This window comes from Paraburkholderia sp. RCC_158 (assembly GCF_041355255.1).
GTDB classification, from domain to species: domain Bacteria; phylum Pseudomonadota; class Gammaproteobacteria; order Burkholderiales; family Burkholderiaceae; genus Paraburkholderia; species Paraburkholderia graminis.
In genome coordinates this window covers 87,169-108,997 of record NZ_JBFUPM010000022.1, presented here as the reverse complement: position 1 = coordinate 108,997, position 21,829 = coordinate 87,169, and the positions used below count along the sequence as shown (strand labels likewise).

The 21,829-nt window shown below is 61.3% G+C and carries 18 protein-coding genes; all 18 read left to right on the top strand.

Annotation, left to right across the window (positions count from 1 at the left end; genetic code table 11):
• Window positions 1–69 precede the first annotated feature (69 nt).
• The 18 genes from AB6809_RS30040 (at window position 70) to AB6809_RS29955 (ending at window position 21,758) form a co-directional block, all read left to right on the top strand.
• A complete protein-coding gene (locus tag AB6809_RS30040) occupies window positions 70–3,501 on the top strand; it encodes a phage tail tape measure C-terminal domain-containing protein (RefSeq protein WP_371027887.1) in 3,432 nt (1,143 codons plus the stop codon).
• Window positions 3,498–3,869 (top strand): hypothetical protein, encoded by a 372-nt coding sequence (locus AB6809_RS30035; RefSeq protein ID WP_371027886.1) that lies wholly within the window; start codon window positions 3,498–3,500, stop codon window positions 3,867–3,869. Before AB6809_RS30040 ends, AB6809_RS30035 begins: the two co-directional genes overlap by 4 nt.
• A gap of 1 nt (window position 3,870) precedes the next feature.
• Window positions 3,871–4,506, top strand: coding sequence for a hypothetical protein (locus AB6809_RS30030; protein ID WP_371027885.1), 636 nt, complete (start codon window positions 3,871–3,873; stop codon window positions 4,504–4,506).
• A 19-nt stretch (window positions 4,507–4,525) separates the two neighbouring features.
• A complete protein-coding gene (locus AB6809_RS30025) occupies window positions 4,526–4,906 on the top strand; it encodes a C40 family peptidase (protein WP_371027884.1) in 381 nt (126 codons plus the stop codon).
• Complete coding sequence (locus tag AB6809_RS30020; protein WP_371027883.1) at window positions 4,884–10,727, top strand: phage tail protein; 5,844 nt, start codon at window positions 4,884–4,886, stop codon at window positions 10,725–10,727. Before AB6809_RS30025 ends, AB6809_RS30020 begins: the two co-directional genes overlap by 23 nt.
• Entirely contained in the window at window positions 10,724–11,137 is a 414-nt protein-coding gene (locus AB6809_RS30015) for a hypothetical protein (RefSeq protein ID WP_371027882.1), read from the top strand. The genes AB6809_RS30020 and AB6809_RS30015 overlap by 4 nt, the downstream gene beginning before the upstream one ends.
• On the top strand, window positions 11,134–11,322 hold the full coding sequence (locus AB6809_RS30010; protein WP_371027881.1) for a hypothetical protein: 189 nt from the start codon (window positions 11,134–11,136) through the stop codon (window positions 11,320–11,322). The genes AB6809_RS30015 and AB6809_RS30010 overlap by 4 nt, the downstream gene beginning before the upstream one ends.
• Before the next feature lie 72 nt (window positions 11,323–11,394).
• Complete coding sequence (locus AB6809_RS30005) at window positions 11,395–16,134, top strand: tail fiber domain-containing protein (RefSeq protein WP_371027880.1); 4,740 nt, start codon at window positions 11,395–11,397, stop codon at window positions 16,132–16,134.
• A 9-nt stretch (window positions 16,135–16,143) separates the two neighbouring features.
• Window positions 16,144–16,692 (top strand): hypothetical protein, encoded by a 549-nt coding sequence (locus tag AB6809_RS30000; RefSeq protein ID WP_371027879.1) that lies wholly within the window; start codon window positions 16,144–16,146, stop codon window positions 16,690–16,692.
• A 109-nt stretch (window positions 16,693–16,801) separates the two neighbouring features.
• Window positions 16,802–17,167, top strand: coding sequence for a hypothetical protein (locus AB6809_RS29995; RefSeq protein ID WP_371027878.1), 366 nt, complete (start codon window positions 16,802–16,804; stop codon window positions 17,165–17,167).
• Window positions 17,168–17,199: 32 nt separating this feature from the next.
• Window positions 17,200–17,529 carry a hypothetical protein gene (locus AB6809_RS29990; protein WP_371027877.1) on the top strand — a complete coding sequence of 110 codons (330 nt, stop codon included), beginning with the start codon at window positions 17,200–17,202 and terminating at the stop codon, window positions 17,527–17,529.
• 84 nt (window positions 17,530–17,613) lie between these two features.
• Window positions 17,614–17,973, top strand: a complete 360-nt coding sequence (locus tag AB6809_RS29985; protein ID WP_371027876.1) for a hypothetical protein — start codon at window positions 17,614–17,616, stop codon at window positions 17,971–17,973.
• A gap of 11 nt (window positions 17,974–17,984) precedes the next feature.
• Window positions 17,985–18,515 (top strand): lysozyme, encoded by a 531-nt coding sequence (locus AB6809_RS29980; protein ID WP_371027875.1) that lies wholly within the window; start codon window positions 17,985–17,987, stop codon window positions 18,513–18,515.
• The gene (locus AB6809_RS29975) at window positions 18,512–18,763 is read left to right on the top strand and encodes a hypothetical protein (protein WP_371027874.1); all 252 of its coding nucleotides are present in this window, start codon (window positions 18,512–18,514) and stop codon (window positions 18,761–18,763) included. The genes AB6809_RS29980 and AB6809_RS29975 overlap by 4 nt, the downstream gene beginning before the upstream one ends.
• A 3-nt stretch (window positions 18,764–18,766) precedes the next feature.
• Complete coding sequence (locus tag AB6809_RS29970) at window positions 18,767–19,402, top strand: hypothetical protein (protein WP_371027873.1); 636 nt, start codon at window positions 18,767–18,769, stop codon at window positions 19,400–19,402.
• A gap of 64 nt (window positions 19,403–19,466) precedes the next feature.
• Entirely contained in the window at window positions 19,467–20,198 is a 732-nt protein-coding gene (locus AB6809_RS29965) for a PhoH family protein (RefSeq protein WP_371027872.1), read from the top strand.
• Window positions 20,179–20,934: a GIY-YIG nuclease family protein gene (locus AB6809_RS29960; protein WP_371027871.1), complete on the top strand. Its 756-nt coding sequence runs from the start codon at window positions 20,179–20,181 to the stop codon at window positions 20,932–20,934. Before AB6809_RS29965 ends, AB6809_RS29960 begins: the two co-directional genes overlap by 20 nt.
• Window positions 20,935–21,071: 137 nt before the next feature.
• Complete coding sequence (locus tag AB6809_RS29955) at window positions 21,072–21,758, top strand: hypothetical protein (protein ID WP_371027870.1); 687 nt, start codon at window positions 21,072–21,074, stop codon at window positions 21,756–21,758.
• Window positions 21,759–21,829 lie beyond the last annotated feature (71 nt).

Sequence of the window (21,829 nt, the reverse complement as noted above, 5' to 3'; positions counted from 1 at the left end):
CACTCGGTTCGCACAGAGATTCAGGCATATCTGCCGGAGATCGTTGAGCTGGGCAAGGTAGTGCTCGCCGTGTTCGCAACGACGACGATCGCCGGCTGGCTGGGCGGCATGCGCGACGCATTCACGGGCATGAATGCGTCGTGGCGCGAGTATGCGGCCAACGCAATCGCGTCTGAGGGCGCCATCGTTGCGAAGAAGCTCTCGGTCACCGAACAGATTCTGGCATCAGACCAGGCCCGGCGTGACTCGATCGCGCTTGAGAGCGAGTTGCGGCAGGATTCGATGTCGCGCGAGATCGCAGCAAACCAGAAGCTCATGATCGAGCTGGAGGCAGTCAAGGCGGCTCGTGACGATCTGCGCAACCAGGATTTCCAGAACGAAGTTGCGACGCTCGAAAAGAAACTTGCCGTCAACGAGAGCTATCTCGGTAAGCTGATGGCAGAGGAAGTCGCCCATATGGAGGTGCTCAAGGAAGCACAGATCCAGATGGCGCTTGCCAACAACCGGGCATCGGGCCTTCAGCCAGGCAGCCAGGAGGCCGCTGAAGCACTGGCGACCGTCTATAAAAACGAACAGGCCGAGAAGAGCCTCGCACTCACGCGCGAGCAGATCATCTTCGAGACGCAGCGCGTCGCCGTGCTCAACGAAGAGATCGCATCCACGCGGGGCCTGATGGTGGCTGAGCAACTGCGCTCCGATGTGGAAGCGGGTAGCACCGCAAGGATGGTCGAAAAGAACGCCGCACTGGCTACCGGCATTCGCGCCGAGCGCGAGGCCGTCGCCGGCATGAGCGCCATGAGCGCCGGCGCCGCTGAGCTCAAGGCGGGCATCATGGGCCTGCAGTTCGCGTTCAACGCGCTCGGCGGCTGGCTCACGGTGCTCGCGGCCGGCATCGTCGGCGGTATCGCGCTGTGGAACCAGTTCGGTGAAGCGGCCAAGCGCGCGGCCAACGCGGCACTCGATGCAGCGAACCTGCGGCGCTCGATCGCACAGGGGAACGTCAGCCAGAGCCAGCTCGAGCAGGCTGACTCCCACATCGATGACAAGAAGGCGCAGATCGCCCAGCTGCAGAATCAGCTCGGCATCGCACAGAAGGGCCAGCGGGTCGATAGCGGGTTTCAGGGACCAGACCCGGAGGCGGCGGCCACGATCCGCGCGCAGATCGACAAGGAAAAGGCCGCGCTGAGCGACCTGATCGCCATGCGCGCGCAGGCGCAGAAGGATGTCGACGCCAGCAACGTGAAGCTGGTGTCGGCTGGCTACGCGCGCAAGTATGAGCAGGACAGTCAGGAAGAGGTTGACGCCATCGCCAAGGCGTCGCAGAACGAGCAGGCGGCGATCCGCCAGCGCTACAGCGATCTGCAGAAGACCCTGAGCCCGGATGCCTACAAGGAAGCGCAGAAGAAAGAGGCGCTCGAGCTTCAGGCGGCGATCCAGAAGGGCACGAAGGATATCTCGGCCGCCTACGACGCACGCTACAAGGAGCTCACCGCCAAGATCAATTCGGTCTCCGGCCCGGACGCTGCCAACCAGAAGGCGGCGCTCGAGCAGGAGCGCATGCGCATCGCGCAGCAGATGAACAATTCGGCCGCGACTGCAGCAGCCGAAGCCGGCCCGAATGACATTCTGTCGGGCAAGAATGCCGGCCACGTCTCGGCACCGACCGATGGTCTGGAAAAGCAGCTTGAGCGCGTCAAGGTGCAGCTCGCCGCCGCGAAGGGCCAGCTGCGTGAGATCGTCACGGGCGCCACCGAATACGACGACCTGCGCGCCGATGCTGAAGCGAAAGTGCGGGAAATGTGGGAGGGCGGCAAGCTCGACACCAAGACCCACGGCAAGAACGGCACCACGACGCGCCCGGACTTCAACAGTTCGCAGGTGCAGGGGCTCATTGACGACGAGACGATGCTCACCATCGTCAACAACGCCAAGAGCCAGATGACGCAGCTGAAAAGCAAGCTCGCGCCGATGGTGGCGGAATACAACGACACCATGGGCAAGCTCATGGCGGGTGACTTCACGACGACCGCCGGCAAGGAAGACAACTCGACACTGAAGTTCCTCGAGAAGCTCTCGGTCAAGTCACAGGACGCTGCCAAGGATCTCGCGCCCGTCATCGCGACGATCAAGGCGACCAAGCTCGCGGCCGACCAGCTCGACCTCGCGAACTTCGCGCGAGGTATCGGCAAGGCCGACCAGGCGACGCAGCTGAGCCTCATCAGCAGTCCGGTGGACCGCATGAAGGCCCAGTTCGCGCAGGAGAACGCCGAGTGGGACGCCGAGGCGCAGATCAAGATCCAGAAGGTCAAGGAACTGGGCGGTCAGGTCGATGCCGCGCAGGCGATCATCGACGCGGCGCGCACCGACCGCATGAAGCTGCAGGCAAAGCAGCTTGAGACGCCGATGCAGCAGATGGTCGACAGCTGGCAGAACGCGACCGATGAAATGCAGAAGGCGTCGGCCAACTGGGGCAACTCGACCATCGACATGTTCGTGAATTCGGCCAAGACCGGCAAGCTCGAATGGAAAAGCCTCGTTGAGTCGATTCTCACCGACATGCTGAAGATCAGCCTGCAGAAGTCGCTGGGCAACGGCCTGCAAAAGGGTTTTGACGCGCTGGCTGGATGGGCGGGCAACCTCCTCGGCGGCAACAAGCAGAGTGACGCGGCTTCGGTCAGCCCGACAGGTTCGGCAAGCGCGGGTATTGGTATGACCAACGCCGCAGGTGTGGCCGTGCAGCAGTTCGGCACGAAACTGCTGCAGGCGTCGGGTCTCGCTGACAAGTTCGGCTTCTCGCTCGGCGACAAGGCATCGCAGTTGACGACCAGCCTGACGACGGACGTCAACACGACAAACTCGATGGCCGCGCTCACCAATGCGGCCTACGCCGCGGCCAACGCGCTCGCGTCGATCGCAGGTGGTGGCGGTGGCAGCAGCGGTTTTGGTAGCGCAATCGCGTCGATCGCCGGCGCAGCGCTGAGCGCCTACGTGGGCGGCGACAGCAGCGCGACCACAGGCATGCTCTCGCAAACCTCCTCGATGGGTAGTTCAAGCACCCTCATGGGTGTGCAGGGCGGCACCAACACGCTCGGCAACTGGAATTACACCGGCGGCCAGATGAGCAATCAATACAACTTTGCCGACGGCGGGATCATGACCGAGTTCGGCCCGCTGTCGCTGCGCAAGTATGCGAACGGTGGCATTGCCGACACCCCGCAGGTGGCCGTCTACGGCGAAGGCTCGATGAACGAGGCGTTCGTGCCGCTGCCGGACGGCCGCAGCATCCCGGTGACGATCATGGGTGGCCAGCAGCAAGGCAGCGCATCTGGCCCGTCGAACATCGTCGTGAACGTGATTAACCAGTCGGGTCAGGCGGTCGAGGGCAAACAGCAGGGCAGCCCGCGCTTCGACGGCAAACAGATGATCCTTGATGTGGTGCTTCAGGCCGCAACGAGCCCGGGCACTTTCCGAGACCAGATGAAAGGCGCAATGAAATCATGAGCACGACCTACACCACCATGCCGTTAGGCAGCCTGATGGACTCATCGAAGTTCCAGCAGGAGAAGGAGAACCCGGCGCTGGCCTCGAAGATGGACGGCGGGTATGTGGTGACGCGCCCGCGTCACACGCGCCGCCCGCGCCGCACGTTCACCGTGGGCTTTACCGATCTCACGGATGCGCAGCGCGCCGTGCTCGACCAGCATTTCGACGACATGCATGGCGGCTCGCAGATTTTCTACTTTGTCCACCCGATAAGCGGGGAACAGATCCTGGTGCGCTTCACGACCGATTCCACGCTCGCGTGGAGCTACGCCGGCGCCGGGCGATCGCCGCTGTGGGGTGTCACTTTCAAGATTCAGGAGGCTTGACATGCCCGAACGCGTCTCAGTTGCAAGCGTCATCGAGAAGAACCGGATTGGCAGCGATGTGCCCTATCTGGCATTCCTCGACATTAGCGTGATCGATCCCGCGACAAACGCAGTCGTTGAAACGCTTCACTATGTGAACAACACCGAGGACATCACACGGCGCGGCATTCTCTACACCGCTGTCCAGTTCTCGCTCGAGCTTAAAACCGCCGTCGGCACGCAGCCACAGATCACGCTGACCATGCTCGACTACACGCGTCTGGTCATCCAGCGCATGCAGAACTATGGTGGCGGCACGGGGTTTCCCGTGACGATTATGGTGAGCAACAGCGCCGCGCTCGATGAAGAGCCCGAGGTGCAGGAGTATTTCGAGGTCGTCACGGCATCGGCCGATAACTACAGCGTGTCGTGGACCCTGGGCACCGAGAATGCGCTGAACCGCCAGCTGCCCCGTCGCATGCAGCGTCGCGACTTCTGCCAGTGGGTCTATCGCGACAGCAAGACATGCCGCTATACCGGCGCGCTCGCTGCATGCGACCACACGATGCGCGGCCCGCTCGGGTGCAAGGCACATCAGAACGTGATCAACTTTGGCGGCTTTCCGAATCTGGTTTCGTCCAATTCCATTACCCGTTAAAATAAGTAAGCGGTGACGTATGACAAACGCAGAGCTGATTGGCGTTCCCTTTAAGCGTGGTGGGCGCGGTCCTGACTGCTTCGACTGTTTCGGGCTCGTGAGATTTCTGATCGAGCGCGATACCGGGCTGAAAGTGCCCGACTACACCACGCCGGACGATTCGGCCAGGGTGCATGCGCTGATGATCTCGGCGCGCATGTTCTGGCGCGAGTTACCGGGGCCGAAGCCGGGCTGCGTGGTTGGGTTTCGCATCGGTCGAGAGGTCTGTCATGTCGGCTATGTCATAAGTAACGACTTATTTATTCACGCGTGGGAGCCGTCCGGCGGCGTAACGATCGAACGGCTCGCCCAGTGGCAGCGGCGCATTGAAGGATTCTATGAATACACCGAAGCAGCGTAAGAAGGCCGCAAAGAAGGTTATCAACGTCCGACGGATCATGAATCCGTTCGACCCGCTTCGCGACATCCGTGATGAGCAGTGGAGCTGGAAGAAGGGGCGAACGCTTGCGCACTACCTGCCGCTCGGCACGACTGACGACTACGTTGTTTCGCGCAACGGTGGAATGATCACAAGCGAGGACTTTGACAAGGTGCTCGTCGAGCGTGATGACTTCATCGTGCTGTGCCCGGTGCCGCGCGGCGGGCAGGGCGGTGGCGGCAAGATGCTGCTGCGTATCGTCGGCATGATCGTGATCGCCGTGGCGTCGTATTTCACTATGGGCGCCGCATCCAGTGCATACGGCCCGATGATGGGAGCGATGGCGGGCGCCGCGGTGTCAATCGCCGGCTCGATCCTGCTTAATGCGCTGTTGCCACCACCGGTTGCCACGAATGGCGGCAGTGGTGGGCTGGACAGCAGCGCAACCTACGGCGCTGACGGTGCGAAGAACACCAGCGCCGAGAATCTGCCTGTGCCGCTGACCTACGGACAGTTCCGGCAGGCGGGCAACCTCGTCGGTATTCACACCGAGAACGACGGCAACAATCAGGTTCTCTACATGCTGATTAACGCCGGTGAGGGGCCGATCGCCTCAATCGCCGACGTGCAGCTCAATGGCCGCAGTGTCTCGGAGTTCTCCGAAGCCTCCATCCAGACACGGATGGGCGACGAGACGCAGGCCATCATCGACTGGTTTTCCAAGACCGTCGTCCCCTACACGAAAAGCCAGATGCTTCCGGCAGACGGCTCCTATCTCACTTTCGCCACCGAGACGGACGTTGAGCAGGTCAGGCTCGACATGACGTTCCCGAGCGGGCTGTTCGCCGCAAACAAGAACACGGGCGCGCTCGGCGATAACACGGTGGCTGTCGAGGCCGACTATCGCAAGGTGGGTGACGCCAACTGGACCGGCTTCAGCACGCAGCCGCCCAGCTACCAGAACATCAGCGTGTGGCCGATGTCGCGCTTCGGCTGGAATCCGCTACCCGGCCACGGGGGCATCCCGGCGTGGCCGACACCGTGGAATCCGGATGAGCCGATCACGAGTCTTAACGTTACCGCGCGCGACGGATCGGGACTGCCGCAGGCGGTGATCGACGCTGCTTACCTGAAGTTTGGCAGCTATGTCGGCCAGCCGGTCAAGAACTGGCCTCAGAGCGATGCCGGCGTCGTCTACACGACCGTCATGGTGCCTCCGCAGCCGGGCGCGCTGCTGTGCACGGACAACTCGCGCAGCACGGTTCGGCGTTCGTTCACATCACCCAACCTCGTCGCGGGCCGATACGAGATCCGCGTTCGCCGGAACGACAACTACGTCGATTACACGGTCAATGGCAGCACCGGTCGCAAGGTCTATCAGACGAACCTCGATTCGACGCTCGCGATGTCCGACTGCTACGTGTCGGACCTGAACGAAGTCACATTCGATGGCGTCGCCTACAACCACACCGCGCTGCTCGCGGTGCGGGTGAAGCTCGACCAGCAGTTAAACGGTGTTCCGTCAGTCACCTTCCTTCATGGTGGGCGACTGATCAACACGATGTCGCGCAACGACGGCACCGTCACGACCTACCAGAGTGCGTCGACTAACCCGGCATTCATCCTGTGGGACATCCTCACCGATACCCGCTGGGGCGGCGCAATTGACCCAGCCCGCCTCGATCTTGATTCGTTCCTCGACTGGGCCGCGTATTGCGATGCACAGGGCCTCACTTTCAATGGCGTGCTCGATACGGTCATGAACGTGTGGGACGCAGCGAGCTATGTCTCCGCGTGCGGCCATGCGCAGCTGCTGACGGTGGGCACGCGCTACTACGTCGCCATCGAGCGCGCATCCGACCCTGTGATGATGTTCGGCATGGGCAACATCGTCCAGGACTCGTTCAAGCAGTCATGGATGAGCCGGACCGACCGGGCCACCGAGATCGATGTCACCTTCTTCGACAAGACGGACAGCTATAAGCAGAAGACCGTCAAGGTCACCGACCAGTCGCTCGCGATTGACGGCGCGAAGCAGAACGTCTCCGCGATCACTGCTTACGGCGTGGTCGATATCCAGCGCGCGTATCGTGAGGGCGCGTTCCGCCTGAACCTGAACCGCTACCTCACGCAGACCTGTGAATGGCAGTCGCCGATCGAAGCGATTGCGTGCACGGCGGGCGACGTGGTGCTGTTGCAGCACGACATGCCGGCCTGGGCTGAATCCGGCAGAACGGCGGCGGGTTCAACCAACCGGGTGATCCAGCTCGACAAGCCGGTCACCATGGTTGCAGGCAAGCAATACAAGCTCCTGATCCTGAACAACTATGTCGTGCGCGGTTCCGCGGTGATCTCGGGCATCACAGGCTCGTTCCTGCACCTGTCGAATGGCACACCGCAAAACGTGCGACTGCGGCGGGTGCGCGCGGGAGCCGTTGACGTGGGTATCACGTCTTTCGTGGGCGATGGCGTCTACGTCGATTCGACCGACGGGTTGTTCGTTGGGCAGGCGGTGGAGCTGCTGGACACGGACGTGGTGGAGGATTCCGACGTCTCCTTCAACGAAGGCGAGCACACGGCGGTGACTCTCGTGATGCCGCTCGGCTATTCACCCGAGCCGTTCGTCAACTACATGTTCGGCGAGTCGACAAAGGTCAAGAAGCCGTTCCGTATTACCCAGATCACGCTCGGCTCGACCGACATGACCCGGCAGATCAGCGCGCTTGAATACCGCGCCGAGGTCTACGACCTGTCCTCCTACGGCGACGTCGCGGACACGCTCACGCCGCCGATGCTCGATCCCAGACAGGCGGCGATCAGCCAGGTGCAGAACCTCTCGGCCTACGAGGAAACCTACGTCTCTGGCAGCCAGATCCTGTCCGACGTCCGTGTGAGCTGGTCCCAGCCGCTTGTTGGCTCGTATGCGGGTGCCGATGTGTATCTGCAGATCAACGGCGGTGCCTTCAACAAGGCCGGCACCGTGCGCGCCGACACGAGCTACGCGCTTTTTGGCGTCTCCAAGGGCCAAAACATCGTGGTGCGCGTGGTCGCCTTCGACATCTGGGGGAAATACGCGAGCTACGATCAGGCGCCGTCGGTAGGCTATACCGTCGTTGGCAACGTGTCGAACCTCTCGGTGGCCGCGGTCACCGGCGCTGATTTCCTGTGGGCAGGTAGGGACTGCAAGATCTACTGGAACTACAACTCGACGACTTCCTCGTTCGAATTCGGTTCTGAGCCGGAGGGCGCGCAGGGCGCGCGTGATCCGCACTTCATGGACTATGAGGTGCGCATCTACGACAAGAACACTCCGCGCAACCTGCTGCGCACGGAGCACACGACCGACAACAGCTACATCTACACGTTCGAGAAGAACTTCGCCGACGGACTGCACCGCCGTGTCGTCTTCGAGATCGCGGTGCGCGATACGTTCGGACACATGGGTTCGCCGGCCGTGCTGGACGCCTACAACCCACCGCCGACCGTGCTTACAGCGGCCGACACCGCCGATTTTGACCGCGCGACCGTGCAATACACGCATAGCGATGACCCCGACTTCGCGGGGGCTGTGTTCTATCTGTCGGACGTGTCACCTGTGAAGTTCGTGAACGAGAACGTAGCCTACAACGGCCCGGACTCGTCGGTCCTGCTGTCGAACCTGATGTTCAATCGCGACTACTACCTCGTGATTGTGCCGTATGACGCGTTCGGCCTCGATGAGACGATCCCAACGAACGAGATCCATTTCCGCACGCCGTTCCTTGACGTAGAGGCGATCGCCGAGGGCGTGCTCAAAGACTCGCAGCTGATCCCGGCACTTCAGCAGCGTATCAATCTCGTGGATGGCAATGGCATCGGGTCGGTCAATCAGCGCGTGCAGGATGCGGTCAGCGCCGAGCAGAGCGCGCGGCAGACCGCAATGACCGCCGAAGCGAACGCGCGCGCGATCGCCGATGGCGTGCTCACCGCGGCGATCACCACTGAGCAGCAGACCCGCCAGAGCGCAACTGATTCGCTGTCGAGTTCGATCACCACACTTGGCGCACGCGTGAATACCAACGCGGCAGCCGTTCAGACCGAGCAGACGGCGCGCGCAAGCGCAGATAGCGCGCTCGGCACGCGCATCGACACGGTAGTCGCCACGTCAGCCAGCAATACCGCGGCAATCTCAACTGAGGCCACGGCGCGCACGAACGCTGACGGCGCCCTCTCGACACGCATCGACGCAGTAGTGGCGACGAATGCAACGAACACCGCCGCAATCACGACCGAGCAGAATGCACGCGTCGCGGCCGACGGCGCGCTCTCCACGCGTATTGACAGTGTGAGCGCATCAACAGGCGCGAACACTGCTGCCATCAGTGCGGAGCAGACCGCACGCACGAGCGCAGATTCGGCCCTCTCCACCCGGGTGGACTCGGTGGTGGCGAGCTACGGGCTTGACCTCACGAACCTGTGCGCGAACCCGGTGGCGGCCGGCAACCAGACAACCGGGTGGACGACGGCTACCGCAGTGGGCGGCACCACGGGCGATGTGCCGCTCGGCGCACCGGCGGCGAACGTGTTCCGCCAGAACATCCGGGACAACGCCTATACGACACGCACGGTGCCGGTATCTAGCGGGCAGCAGCACTATCTGGAAATGCGCGTCGCAACGCCGGTCGCAGCTGTGCCTATCTCGATCGGTCTGCACCTGACCGGGCTGAACGTCACGGAAACCTGGGTATGGGCCGCGACGCAGAATGCCACCTCGAGCTGGACGCGCATGTCGGGGATGGTGACGATCCCAGCCGGCTACACCACAGCCCAGCTATGCACAATGGTGGACTTCGGCGGCGGCGTAAACAACGACAAGAACCGCTGGTATTTCACCGATGTCGAGTGGCGTCCGGCCAATCAAACGCAGCCGGCGATGGCCGCCATTACTGCCGAGCAGACCGCCCGCACGAGTGCTGACAGCGCGCTCTCCACGCGCATCGACACGCTCTCGGCATCGGTTGGCACGAACACCGCTGCGATTGCGACCGAGCAGACCGCGCGCGCAAACGGCGACTCAGCCAACGCGAGCGCGATCAACACGCTCACGACGACCGTCAACGGCCACACTGCGTCGATCCAGGCGCAGTCGTCATCGATCAATGGCCTGTCGGCGCAATACACGGTCAAGATCGACAACAACGGGTATGTGACCGGCTACGGCCTTGCCTCATATGCAGTGAACGGTCAGATCGTCAGCGAGTTCGCGGTTCGCACGGACACCTTCTCGGTGAACCTGCCGGGCTACCCGAGCATTCACCCGTTCACGATCGGAGCGGTCTACGGTGTGCCGCGCGTCATCATCAGCAACGCGCTGATCGGCGACGCATCGATCGATAACGCGAAGATCGGCGACGCCCAGATCAACACGGCCAAGATTCTCGACGCGTCGATCACCACGGCCAAGATTGCGGACGCGAACATCACCTCGGCGAAGATCGGCTACGCGCAGATCAACACCGCGCACATTGGCGACCTGACGATCGACACGGCGCGCATCGGGCAGAACGCTGTCTCCACGATGGGCGTATGGGCCGGCGGCGGCTTCAATAGTGGGTTCTCGTTTACCTATCCGGCCAATGGCGGTTCGCAGTTGATGATTGTGACCGGGAACGGATATAGCAATCCGACAACCATCACTGTTGACGGCAACAATATTGGCAGTGCGCCGATCGGTTCGGTCATCGCACTGAGCATGGGCGCGGGTGGGCACAGTATTTCGAGCTCCAACGCGGCCAAGATCACTATTCTGGAAATGAAGCGATGAACAGCGAAATGACAAACGGCACGACTGCGCAGCCGGCTCCCGATTTCACGATGACCGACTACGTAGCGGCAGATGCAGACGGTCGCATCGTGGTCGTGGGCTTCGTGCCCCGCTACATGATTGCCGCACAGGTGCCGCCCGAAGGCGGCTCGGTCCTGGAGGGCGCCGGCGACCCCCTCACCGACTATGTGGCGGCCGGCGCCATTGCCCGACGCCCAGTCTGCACCGCAGCGCTCGACGGCACGACGCTCAAGAGCCTGCCCGTGCCGTGCACGATCACCATCGACGGCACCGCGCACGACTGCACGGACGATCACTGCGATCTGTCGTTCTCCCATCCGGGCACCTACCGCGTCACTGTGTCGGCCTGGCCGATGCTGGACGCGACTTTTGAGGTCACGCAGGCATGAAGATCCACACCGAGATCGACGTCGGGCCGCGCCGCGCGGCCGACTACATGGACATCGGCGACCAGCTCGACGCGATGATGAAGGGGTTCGACGCGCTGCAGGAACTCGGTATCGAGCTGCCGGCCGAGACGGTCGCATGGATCGCCCATTGCAAGGAAGTGAAGGCCCGCCATCGAAAGACATGAAATGTTCCATTGCAGGTAAGTCACAGCTTACTTATAATCGGTGCCGATAACGTCTAGGCAAAAGGGTTCCGCATGGCACAGCTGAAGCAGGCTTGCACCGTCACAAACGGCAGTCAAACCGTTACGGTCATTGGCACGAACGTCGCCTATCGCATCAAGGCGAATAGCATCTTCATGGTGCAGGGTGAACTCGTGCCCTACGTCGTGGCCGCTGACGCGGTGTATGACGGAACCAATACGGTCGTCACACTGGCGGCGAGCTATCAGGGGGTGAGCGCCGCGATGACCAATGGCGTGTTTGCGACCGACTTCACGGTCCCGGACAATCTGCCACTGATCTCGCAGGGCGACGTCGGCACGGCCGCGATCTGGACCAACGCGATGTATAAGATCCAGGCGCTGATGACGGCAGTCTCGCCATCGGGTCTGGTTGCATCGGTCAATGATATTCACGCGAGCCTCAATGGCGCCCAGCAGTCGCAGGCCGCCGCTGCTGCAAGTGCCGCTGCCGCGCTGGCTTCGCAGAACGCCGCCAAGACGAGTGAAACGAATTCGAAGACGTCGGAAACCAACGCCAAGACCAGCGAAACCAACTCGAAAACCTCCGAGACCAACTCGGCATCGAGCAAGACAGCCGCCGCAGGTAGTGCGAGTGCCGCATCCACGAGCGCATCAGCCGCCTCGTCATCGCAGGGTGCAGCCGCAACCTCAGCCACGAGCGCCGCCAATAGCGCGAGCGCATCTGCTGGCTCGGCTTCTGCCGCGTCGACCTCGCAGGGCGCCGCGCTCGCCTCGCAGAACGCCGCGAAAACCAGCGAGACCAACGCCAAGACCTCGGAAACGAATGCAAAAACGTCCGAGACCAACGCCAAGACCTCGGAAACGAACGCCGCAGGTAGCGCAACGGCGGCAGCGGGCAGCGCGAGCGCTGCACTCGCTTCGCAGAACGCCGCGAAGACCTCGGAGACGAACGCGGGCTCGTCGCTCTCGCAGGTGCAGGGCATCCTCGCGACGCTGAACGCACTTCAGCTCGGCTCAAAGGCGAGCGACCCGACCAAGGACAATAACGGCAACGCGCTGACGGTCGGCTCGAAGTATTTCAACACGACCACGCAGCAGACGCGCGTCTACACCAGCACAGGCTGGCAGGATGAGGACCAGACCTCAGAGACGATGGCCGCGAACGCGACGGCAAGTGCGTCTGCCGCCGCTGGTTCCGCGTCGGCCGCTTCGGGCTCAGCTACCGCCGCATCGAACTCCCAGACGGCTGCGCACACCAGCGAGACCAACGCCGCGAACTCGGCAGCGGCTGCACTCGCTTCGCAGAACGCCGCGAAGACCTCGGAAACCAACGCCAAGACCTCCGAGTCGAACGCCAAGACCTCGGAAACAAACTCGAAAACGTCCGAAACGAACGCGGCAGCGAGTGCCGCTTCTGCCGCGCAAACCGCTGCGAATCTGGGTAACCCGGTCGCGAAAGCGGGCGACACGATGACGGGCGACCTGCTGCTCGACAATGCGAAAGTGCAGAGCACGCGTTACGGCACCGGAGGTGCGATCGTTTTGCGCTCAGCGGCAGGCACCTCTGCCGCGCCTACCGCGCTCACTTCCGGTAACTCGGCGGGCACGGCGGTGTTCCGCGGATACGACGGTGCGAATTATCAGGACGTTGCATCGGTCGACGGCGTTGTAGACGCCAACATTACCAGCAGTAGCTCGAGTGGCTATCTTTCGCTCTCGACAACGCCGGCTGGCTCCGTCAGCAAGGCAGAGCGCATGCGGATCACAAGTCGTGGCCGTGTGCTGATTGGCACGACGACCGACGATGGCAACAACCTGATGCAGGTGAATGGCAACGCGCGGGTTTTCGGCTCACTTTCTGCGCAGGCCACTGGCACCGCAGGCGCATGGGTTTCGTCTGATGCGGCACATGGCTACTTCCAGTCCAACGGCGATACTGTTGTTGGGTCAATCGCAGGCAACACCATCTTCACCGCAAACAACGCTGAAAAGGCACGGATCACCAGCGCTGGGCGTGTCCTGATCGGCACGACAACTGACGACGGCGCGAACCTGCTGCAGGTGGCGGGCAATGTCGCCGTTACCGGCAATCAGACGCTCACCAACACAACCAACAACACGGTAGGCTCGATCTCGTCGGGCGCCTATGTGCAGGGGCTTTCAATCGAAGCCTTCAACGTCGGCAACACGGTTAAAAAGAACCTCGCGCTTGCGCCGTGGGGTGGCCGCATTCTGATGGGCACTGTTATCGATAATGGTTCAAGCCTGTTGCAGGTGAATGGCGAAATCAACCAGACGAACGCCTCGCATGTCATCCAGACATACGGCGTCTACCAGTCTTATCGCGTGCGCTCAGCGGCAGGCACGTCGAGCGCACCTGCTGCGACCACATCGGGCACCCAGTTGGGCGGCCTCAATCTCGCCGGCTATACCGGATCTTCGTATCTGGACGTGGCGACAATCTCGGCATGGGCAGAGGAAGCCTACACCACGTCCACGACAGCCACATCTCTGAGGTTTTACACAACCCCCACGGGCTCGACTGCTCAGGCCGAGCGCATGCGCATGACTGGCTCGGGACGCGTCCTGATTGGCACGACCACGGACGACGGCATTAACCTGCTGCAGGTCAACGGCACGATCGAGGGTAGCAGTGCGTCGGGTGCACTGAGGGCATCGAACGGCTCGGGCACCGGACAGACGTCGATTTTCATGAAGCGTGAAGGTGCCATAGCCGATCAGAAGACGTGGGAGTTCCTCCACGGAAGCGACGGCGGTTTTACGCTGCGCTCAGTCAACGACGCGTATTCGGCATCTTCGAATGCAATCTGGGTCGGCCGCGGAACAGGTATGAACGTCGGCACCATGGCCCTGATGCAGAGCGGCGGTCGAGTGTTGATTGGCACGACGACCGATGATGGGGCGAACCTGCTACAAGTTGCAGGTGCCATGAAAGCGACGGGGTATGTCACCGGTGCTGGCATGACAGTCAACCCTCTCACTGATGGCACGGCGCCGATTGCCTTCCAGAACGCGGCTGGCAAATGGCGATGGACCATCTGGAAAGACAACGCGGCGGAAAGCGGTAGCAACGCTGGCAGCAATCTGAATATCAACGCGCTCGCCGATGACGGGACGACTCAGACAAACGTCTTGTCGATCAACCGCGCATCTAGTGCCGTCACCGTAAATGGCCAGATCCTCGCAAAGGAAGGGACGGTCTCAGCGCCGGGCTACTCATTCCAGAACGATGGTGCGCCCGATACGGGCTTCTTCCACATCGCCGACGGCACGTTTGCCATTACGAATAACGCGAAGGAAACGGCGCGCTTTATCTCGGGTTCGACTAACCGCATGCTGCTCGGCACGAGCACTGATGACGGCTCAAATGTGCTGCAAATCGCCGGCAACGCGCGCACCTATGGTAGTCACGTTGCAGGCGCATCAGGCACGGCTACGTCCTGGATCAGCGCCGACACGAACGCAGGGTATTTCCAGACAAACGGAAACGCGGTGGTGGGCTCAGCCGGCGCATCGGGCATCTTGATTCTGACGGCAGGCAATGTCGAAAAGGCTCGCATCCTGCAATCGGGCCGTGTGCTGATCGGCACGACAACTGACGATGGCGCGAGCCTGCTCCAGGTCAATGGCGCGGTCAATATCCTTGGAAACAAACTGACGATCAACCGCGCAAGCGGCGAAGGTGATCTGATGCTCGGCCAGAACGATGGCTACTTCTACGGCAATACGGCCACCGCAGGCTGGTGGTCGCCTACCAAGGGAACATGGAACTACGACTTTACCCAGCGAAATCTGACTGTTAACACGTATCCGGTGTGGCACTCGGGCAACTTCACGCCGGGGAATTATGCGCCGCTCGCCGGCGCTACGTTCACGGGCAATATCACGCTGAACACCGCGTCGACCACTTGGCGATCAGTCATATTCCAGGCTGCCGGCAAGACCCGATGGGATATCTCCACATCAGCCGACACTGACACGGGAAGCAACGTCGGCGAGAACTTCTACATTCGTCGCTTCAACGATGACGGATCGTGGAATTCCGACGTCCTGCAGGTGCCCCGCAATACTGGCGTAGCGAATTTCCCGATTCGCCCGACGTTTAACGGTGCAACTCCGTGGGATTCGGGCAACTTCAATCCCGCGAACTATGTGACCACCAGTGGACTTGCCTACACGTCATCGCACCTACGCACCGCAGGCGGCACTGACACGACGTGGAACTGGTCTGGTCAGGGCGGCACGCCAGCATGGCTGTGGGGTGGTAGCGACGGCGCGAACATGTATGTTTACAACCCTGCTAACTTCTCGGTGAGCTACGCGAACAGCTCCAACTACGCGGACCACTGCGACCATATCGTGCAGGGCGGCAACAACATCACGATGCAGTGGGATGGCTCGGCCAGTCACGTTAACTTCATCGTCAATGGTCAGGGCGTCGCCTACATCGCCTACAACTGGTCAGATGTCCGGTTTAAAACCAACATCCGTGCCTCGAAGGAGGACTCGCTCGCGCTCGTCGAGCAGATCGACTTCAAGGAGTTCGACTTCAAGGACGGCTCGCGCCACATGGAGGCCGGCTTTATCGCGCAGGACGTCGAAAAGTTCGCCCCGCAATGGATCGGCAAGAAACCAGCGGTGATCGACGGCGAGGAAGTGGACGACGCCCGCTACTTCGATGATCAGGCAATGCTGTTCTCCGCATTGCGTGCCATTCAGCAGCTTTCGGCCGAAGTGAAGATGCTCAAGGCCCAACTCTCAACTCATTAACAGGACACAATGAACTACCAGCAGACTCTCAAGGCGGACGGCTCGGTTGAGCCGAACTGCGTCATCGCAATCAGTGACAACGGCGATCGTCGCGTCACATGGTCTAATACGAGTGACCCGCTCTGGGTTGCCTATCTGAACTCACTTGCGGCCGGAAACTCGCCGCTGTCGCCCTATAGCGGTCCACTCGAAGAGACGATTCGCGCGCTATCAGAAAAAGTCGATGCGCGGGTTGCAAACGTCTACGCGGCGTGGACGCGCTTTCAGCAGGAATACCTGATGCGGGAGCAGGCTGCCGCCGCTTATAAGGCCGCTGGTTATGCCGGCGATGTAAGCCCGTGGATTTCATCGTTTGCCACTCCTGCGAAACTGTCGAATCAGGATGCCGCCGACCGCATTCTCGCGCAGGCTGATGGGCTTAATGGCGCGCTGGAGCAGATTGGGGCACAGCGCATGCGAAAGTATGAGATTCAGGGCGCACTGACGGCCCAGGCAGCGCAGGCGGTCTATGAGGACATCCTGATCCAGATCGACAAGATCGCCGCTACATTGGGCTGACGCCATGAAGATTGCATTTTTCAAGGGGCGCCACCCAGGCGTCAAAGGTTTGCTCGGCATCCTGACGAAGTGGTGGACACGCGGGCCGTATAGCCATGCGGAGCTCGTCATGGCCTACGAGAACGGCATGGCCGTCTGCTGGTCATCTGCCTATCTGGACAAGGGTGTGCGCCGCGCGGTAGTTAATCTCGATCCGGCAGACTGGGACGTGATCGATATCGTCACCACGCCTGAGCAGGAAGCGGCGGCAATCGCCTGGTTCGAGGCGCACGTCGGGCAACCCTACGACGTGGCGGGCCTTTTTGGCTTTGTCTTTCGCCACTACGAGGGCGAGAAGGGCAAGTGGTTCTGCTCCGAGTCGGTCGCCGAAGCGCTGGGCTATGCCGAATCCTGGCGCTACGACCCGAACACCTTCGCCGCGGTCGTCGCGCACGACGCGATCCGCATGGTCCAAACCGCGCAACTTGCGGCATAATAAGCTTACACTTACTTTCAGGAGTTTCAACCATGTCCATCAAGAAAGACATCACCCTTGACGCAACCGGCGTTGTGGCGGGCTACCACGTCGTCCAGCAGGTATCGATCGACATGCTCGGCAAGACGACCAGCGTCGCGCTCATGAGCTACGTGTCGCACGATACCTATCAGGCCGGCAAGCAGCCGGTGCAGGGCGCGTTCTCCGTGTTCATGAAGGGTGTGCCGGCCGACGACCAGAACGCGATCGCGTTCGTCGAGGAGACCCTGATCGCCGCGCAGCCCGAAGAAGTCGACCCGGCTGAAGCAGCGCTGCCGTATGCGGCGAACCGTTATGTGTTCGCAGGCGGTTCCATTGCGTAGGGAATAAGTCACGCGTGACTTTACGGGCGCGGCAGATTTGGCTACTATCCTGGACTTAGACCTTTGCAAGAGAGCGACGAAGGAATGACCACGAAGACAGCACCAAACGGGGAATACGTGTCCGAATTTGCCGCCCTTGAAGGCCAGATCCAGAACGTCCAGGCGGACGTTCATGAGATCCGCGGAAGCATGACGAAAGTCGCTGACGCACTCGTCACCCTGGCACGCATCGAAGAGCGCCACATCGCCACGCAGCAGCAGGTCGCGGCACTCGTTACCGCGCTGGCCGATGCGAACAAACGCATTACCGAACTCGAAAAAATCAACATCGCGCACACCGCCAAGTTCGATGGCGTCATGTGGACCATGCGCGCCTTCTGGACGCTACTGGGCGGCGGCATTCTCGCGCTGGGCGCCAAGCTCCTTCACCAGCTGATGAGCTGAGAGGCCGACAGATGAACTATTCCAAAGCGGGCCTCGCGCTCACCGAGCACTTCGAAGGCTGCTATCTGCATGCCTACCCCGATCCCGCCTCACCGCTAGGAAAGGAATTGCAGCGGCTTGGCATGTGGCGGAACGCACTGAATACGGGCGTGATTGCTTCGGCGCTGCTGAAACTCTCGGGCGCACCGTGGACGATCGGCGTGGGTCACACCGGCCCCGAAGTCAGGTATGGCCTGACATGGACGCAGGACCAGGCCGACGCGCAGCTACTCGCTGACGTTGCCGGCGCAGTTGCCACGGTCAACCGGCTGGTCAAGGTGGCGCTCACACAGGCCGAGTTCGACGCCCTCGTGGACTTCGTGTTCAACGTGGGCGCGGGCAACTTCGCAGGCTCGACGCTGCTGAAGCTGCTCAACGCGGGCAACCGCGCCGCGGCCGCGCACGAGTTCGAGAAGTGGGACATGGCCGCGGGCAAGCACCTGGCGGGCCTGCTGCGCCGACGGATCGCTGAAGAACACGAATTTCTGGGAGAACCCGTATGAACTGGCTGAGCTGGATCAAGCGCTGCCCGACGTTTCTGACCGAGCGCGATAACGCGACGGCCTGTCCGCTGCGCATCTGGTGGTTTCTCGTCTTCGTCGTGCTGCTCGCCGAGTCTGCATGGACGGCCTACAAGGGCATCAACTTCGACTTCGGCGTGATGTCGCGCTCGTGGACGGAGTTTCTCGCCGCGGCGGGCCTAACGATCACCGGCAAGGCACTGACCGAGCCCACGGCAAAAAAGGAGTAAGACGTGAACCCACTTTCGCAGTTTGGCGTCCTCGCGATCATCGCGGCCCTTGCGTTCGGCGGCGGCTTCTACACCGAGCGCCAGTTCAACCAGGCGCATGAGGTGAAGGCCGAACAGAAGGTGGTCACGACGGCTGCCACCGATGTGCAGGCCGCACAGGTGACGAGCCAGAAGCTCGAGGCATCGACCGCGGCGGTGGCCGTCGCCGTCGACCAGAACAAGTCTGTCATCCATCAGCGCGTGGTTACCCAGATGAGCGCGCAGATGAAGCGACAGGCACCCGTAGCGGTCGCACAGGCGGCTGCCACATCTACCTCTACCGAGACCCACGATGAAACGAACCAGCCTGATGGCGCGGCTTGCAATGGCTTCGCTCTTGATGTCGGCACTGTGCGCATGCTCAACGCCAGTCGCGCCGGAGTTGCTTTTCATCCCGCCGGCGTCAGCAATGACCCGGGCGAAGCCGCTCCAGCCCTTTGCTTTGCCGACTTCATCGACGCCGACCAGGAGCTGACGAAGCTCTACCTCGATCTCGCCGCGCGCCACGACGCGCTCGTTGATTCGGTCGAGCACTTCCAGTCGGAGCAGCGCGAACGGCTCGGGATCAAGGACGCGCCAGCATCGGGGGCCGCGCAGTAACACTTTCGAACACCGGCCCGCCACCACGCGGGCCGTTTTCTTTTCTACCGCAGGAGCATGACTCATGGCAAAGCAGACCCGGCGCGCAGAGGCGCGAAACACGAAGCAGCGGGGCGACACCCCGGTCGAGGACTTCGAGACACGGGGTAAGGTCGTGCGCCCATGCTATGAACCGATTCGCCCGCGCACCGACGCGCAGGGGCGCTACATCGCATCCATCAAGGGCAAGACGATCACCTTTGCAACCGGCCCGGCAGGAACGGGCAAGACGTGGGTTTGCGCATCCCTTGCCGCAGAAGCGCTGCGCGAGAAGCAGATCGAGAAGATCATCGTGACGCGGCCCGCCGTCGAAGCAGGCGAAAGCCTGGGCTTTCTGCCCGGCGAAATGGAAGAGAAGTTCGCTCACTACCTGATCCCGTTCGAGGAAACCCTGATCGAGCGGCTGGGCACGGGCGCCTACGAGTATCACAAGCGCATGGGCAACATCGAGGGCGCACCGCTCGCCTACATGCGCGGCCGCACGTTCAAGAACGCCCTCGTGATTTTGGACGAAAGTCAAAACACGACCCCGGAACAGATGAAAATGTTCCTTACCCGCATTGGCGAAAACTGCAGGGCCGTTGTCAATGGTGATCTCAGGCAGAAGGATATTCGAGGCATGTCCGGGCTTGAAGATGCCGTGAATCGCCTCTCTTGGATTCCATCGATCTCGGTTATAAACTTCAAGCGCGCCGATATTGTCAGAAGTGGCATTGTTCAGGAGATCGTAGAGAGTTATGAGCGAGCGGAGGACTGATAACACTTCGCTGATTGACATAGACGCCAGGGACACCCCTGGCGTCTATGTCATAGCGAACCTCGTATCCAAGAAGGTCTATATCGGAAGCTCATACAAGTTGCGCAACCGATTGACGACGCACATCTGGCACCTAAGACAAGGGAAGCATCGGAATCCGCATCTGCAAAGTGCATGGGACAAATACGGTGAAGAGGCTTTCTTCTTCGCGCCGCTTGAATATGTCCCGCTTGAAAACTTAGAGGCGCGAGAGGGCGAGCTGATCGAGCAATACCGGGCCGACAGCTACAACCTGCGGCTGACACCAGAGAGCAACCGGGGATTCAAACACTCTCCAGAAACAAAAGCGCTGATGAGCGCGAAAGCCAAAGTCTTCTGCAACGCGCCTGAATACCGAGAGAGGGTGCGCCTGCTCCATCTTGGGAAGACGCTCAGCCAGGAGTCACGGGACAAAATATCAGTCGCAAAGCGAGGGAAGCCGCTGAGTGCCGAGACCAGGCAGAAGATGCGGGACGTGAAGCGCGCACCGATGCCTGCCCGCACAGCGGAGCACAACGCGAAGATCGCCGCGACCAAGACACGCGCATATACGGCGACGTCGCCTGATGGCGTTCAGCATGCTTGTCGCAATCTTCGGCAATTCTGCAAAGAGCGCGGATTAGACCAGTCGCACATGGGGAAGGTCGCCCGTGGCATTAAACCCGATCACAAGGGATGGGTATGCCGCTATGCCTAGTCTCCCGCGTCCTCCAGAGGGAAGTGGAACATGTGGGGCTCGGAACCACTTCCCTCTATATCTCTACCTTTTTCAAATCTATCTATAATGATAAGCAATGACTTATCTAAATTTTGGGAATTGTGAGGAAGCCCCACATGAGCCACACCCCCTTTTACGGCAGTGAACTGACGGTCGCGGACTGCGAAATGCTCGCGCTGACCCGCGTCGATCCTGCGCTGCGGGTGGCCGAGTCGCTGCTCTTCACACGGAAGTGGTTTGACTACCGCGGCCACCACCCGGTGCAGGCGACTTACCTGTTCGCCCATGAATATGCCCAGGCAGTGCGCCGCGCTTACGCCCAGCAGAAGGATGTCCGCAAGATCGGTGATGTGAAAGGGTTCGACGTCGAGAGCCTGTTCGAATCGCGGGAGCTGACCGCCATGTGGCGAGCCCGTCAGGCGTTCGATGCGATCGGCTGTCGCTATGAATACGGGCTCGACTTCATCATGAAGCGCTTCTGTGAACGCGGCTGGCGTGTCTTTCCCCGGCCCAACCAGCTGTATGCCGAAGAGGTGATCCTCGACGTGCGCGATGCGTGGAATGCGCACTGCAAGGCCGTCATGCAGCTGGCGAAGCACGAGCGCTTCCTTGCACCGAACTTCGCGGGCCACCCCGACCAGATCGCCTACCAGTCATGGCAGATCGCTCAGGTCAAAACCCGCGGCGGCAACCGCGCGATGCTGATCGCCCGGCTGCTGCAGGAGCACGTTCTGACTGAGCAGGCGGTCGCCGCCGAGTTCGGCGATAGCGTGCTGGCCCAAGCAAAGCGCTTTGTTCTCTGATGCCATAAGTCACCGCTTACTATAATGACTGTATGCGATACCGTCGCAGTCAATTTCAACCCGGAGAATTA

Coding starts and splice junctions, on each gene's coding strand:
- AB6809_RS30005 (WP_371027880.1), top strand. CDS start 11,395: ATGGCACAGCTGAAGCAGGCTTGCACCGTCACAAACGGCAGTCAAACC.
- AB6809_RS29990 (WP_371027877.1), top strand. CDS start 17,200: ATGTCCATCAAGAAAGACATCACCCTTGACGCAACCGGCGTTGTGGCG.
- AB6809_RS30030 (WP_371027885.1), top strand. CDS start 3,871: ATGCCCGAACGCGTCTCAGTTGCAAGCGTCATCGAGAAGAACCGGATT.
- AB6809_RS30035 (WP_371027886.1), top strand. CDS start 3,498: ATGAGCACGACCTACACCACCATGCCGTTAGGCAGCCTGATGGACTCA.
- AB6809_RS30010 (WP_371027881.1), top strand. CDS start 11,134: ATGAAGATCCACACCGAGATCGACGTCGGGCCGCGCCGCGCGGCCGAC.
- AB6809_RS29985 (WP_371027876.1), top strand. CDS start 17,614: ATGACCACGAAGACAGCACCAAACGGGGAATACGTGTCCGAATTTGCC.
- AB6809_RS29995 (WP_371027878.1), top strand. CDS start 16,802: ATGGCCTACGAGAACGGCATGGCCGTCTGCTGGTCATCTGCCTATCTG.
- AB6809_RS30025 (WP_371027884.1), top strand. CDS start 4,526: ATGACAAACGCAGAGCTGATTGGCGTTCCCTTTAAGCGTGGTGGGCGC.
- AB6809_RS29980 (WP_371027875.1), top strand. CDS start 17,985: ATGAACTATTCCAAAGCGGGCCTCGCGCTCACCGAGCACTTCGAAGGC.
- AB6809_RS29955 (WP_371027870.1), top strand. CDS start 21,072: ATGAGCCACACCCCCTTTTACGGCAGTGAACTGACGGTCGCGGACTGC.
- AB6809_RS30000 (WP_371027879.1), top strand. CDS start 16,144: ATGAACTACCAGCAGACTCTCAAGGCGGACGGCTCGGTTGAGCCGAAC.
- AB6809_RS30015 (WP_371027882.1), top strand. CDS start 10,724: ATGAACAGCGAAATGACAAACGGCACGACTGCGCAGCCGGCTCCCGAT.
- AB6809_RS29965 (WP_371027872.1), top strand. CDS start 19,467: ATGGCAAAGCAGACCCGGCGCGCAGAGGCGCGAAACACGAAGCAGCGG.
- AB6809_RS29960 (WP_371027871.1), top strand. CDS start 20,179: ATGAGCGAGCGGAGGACTGATAACACTTCGCTGATTGACATAGACGCC.
- AB6809_RS29975 (WP_371027874.1), top strand. CDS start 18,512: ATGAACTGGCTGAGCTGGATCAAGCGCTGCCCGACGTTTCTGACCGAG.
- AB6809_RS30020 (WP_371027883.1), top strand. CDS start 4,884: ATGAATACACCGAAGCAGCGTAAGAAGGCCGCAAAGAAGGTTATCAAC.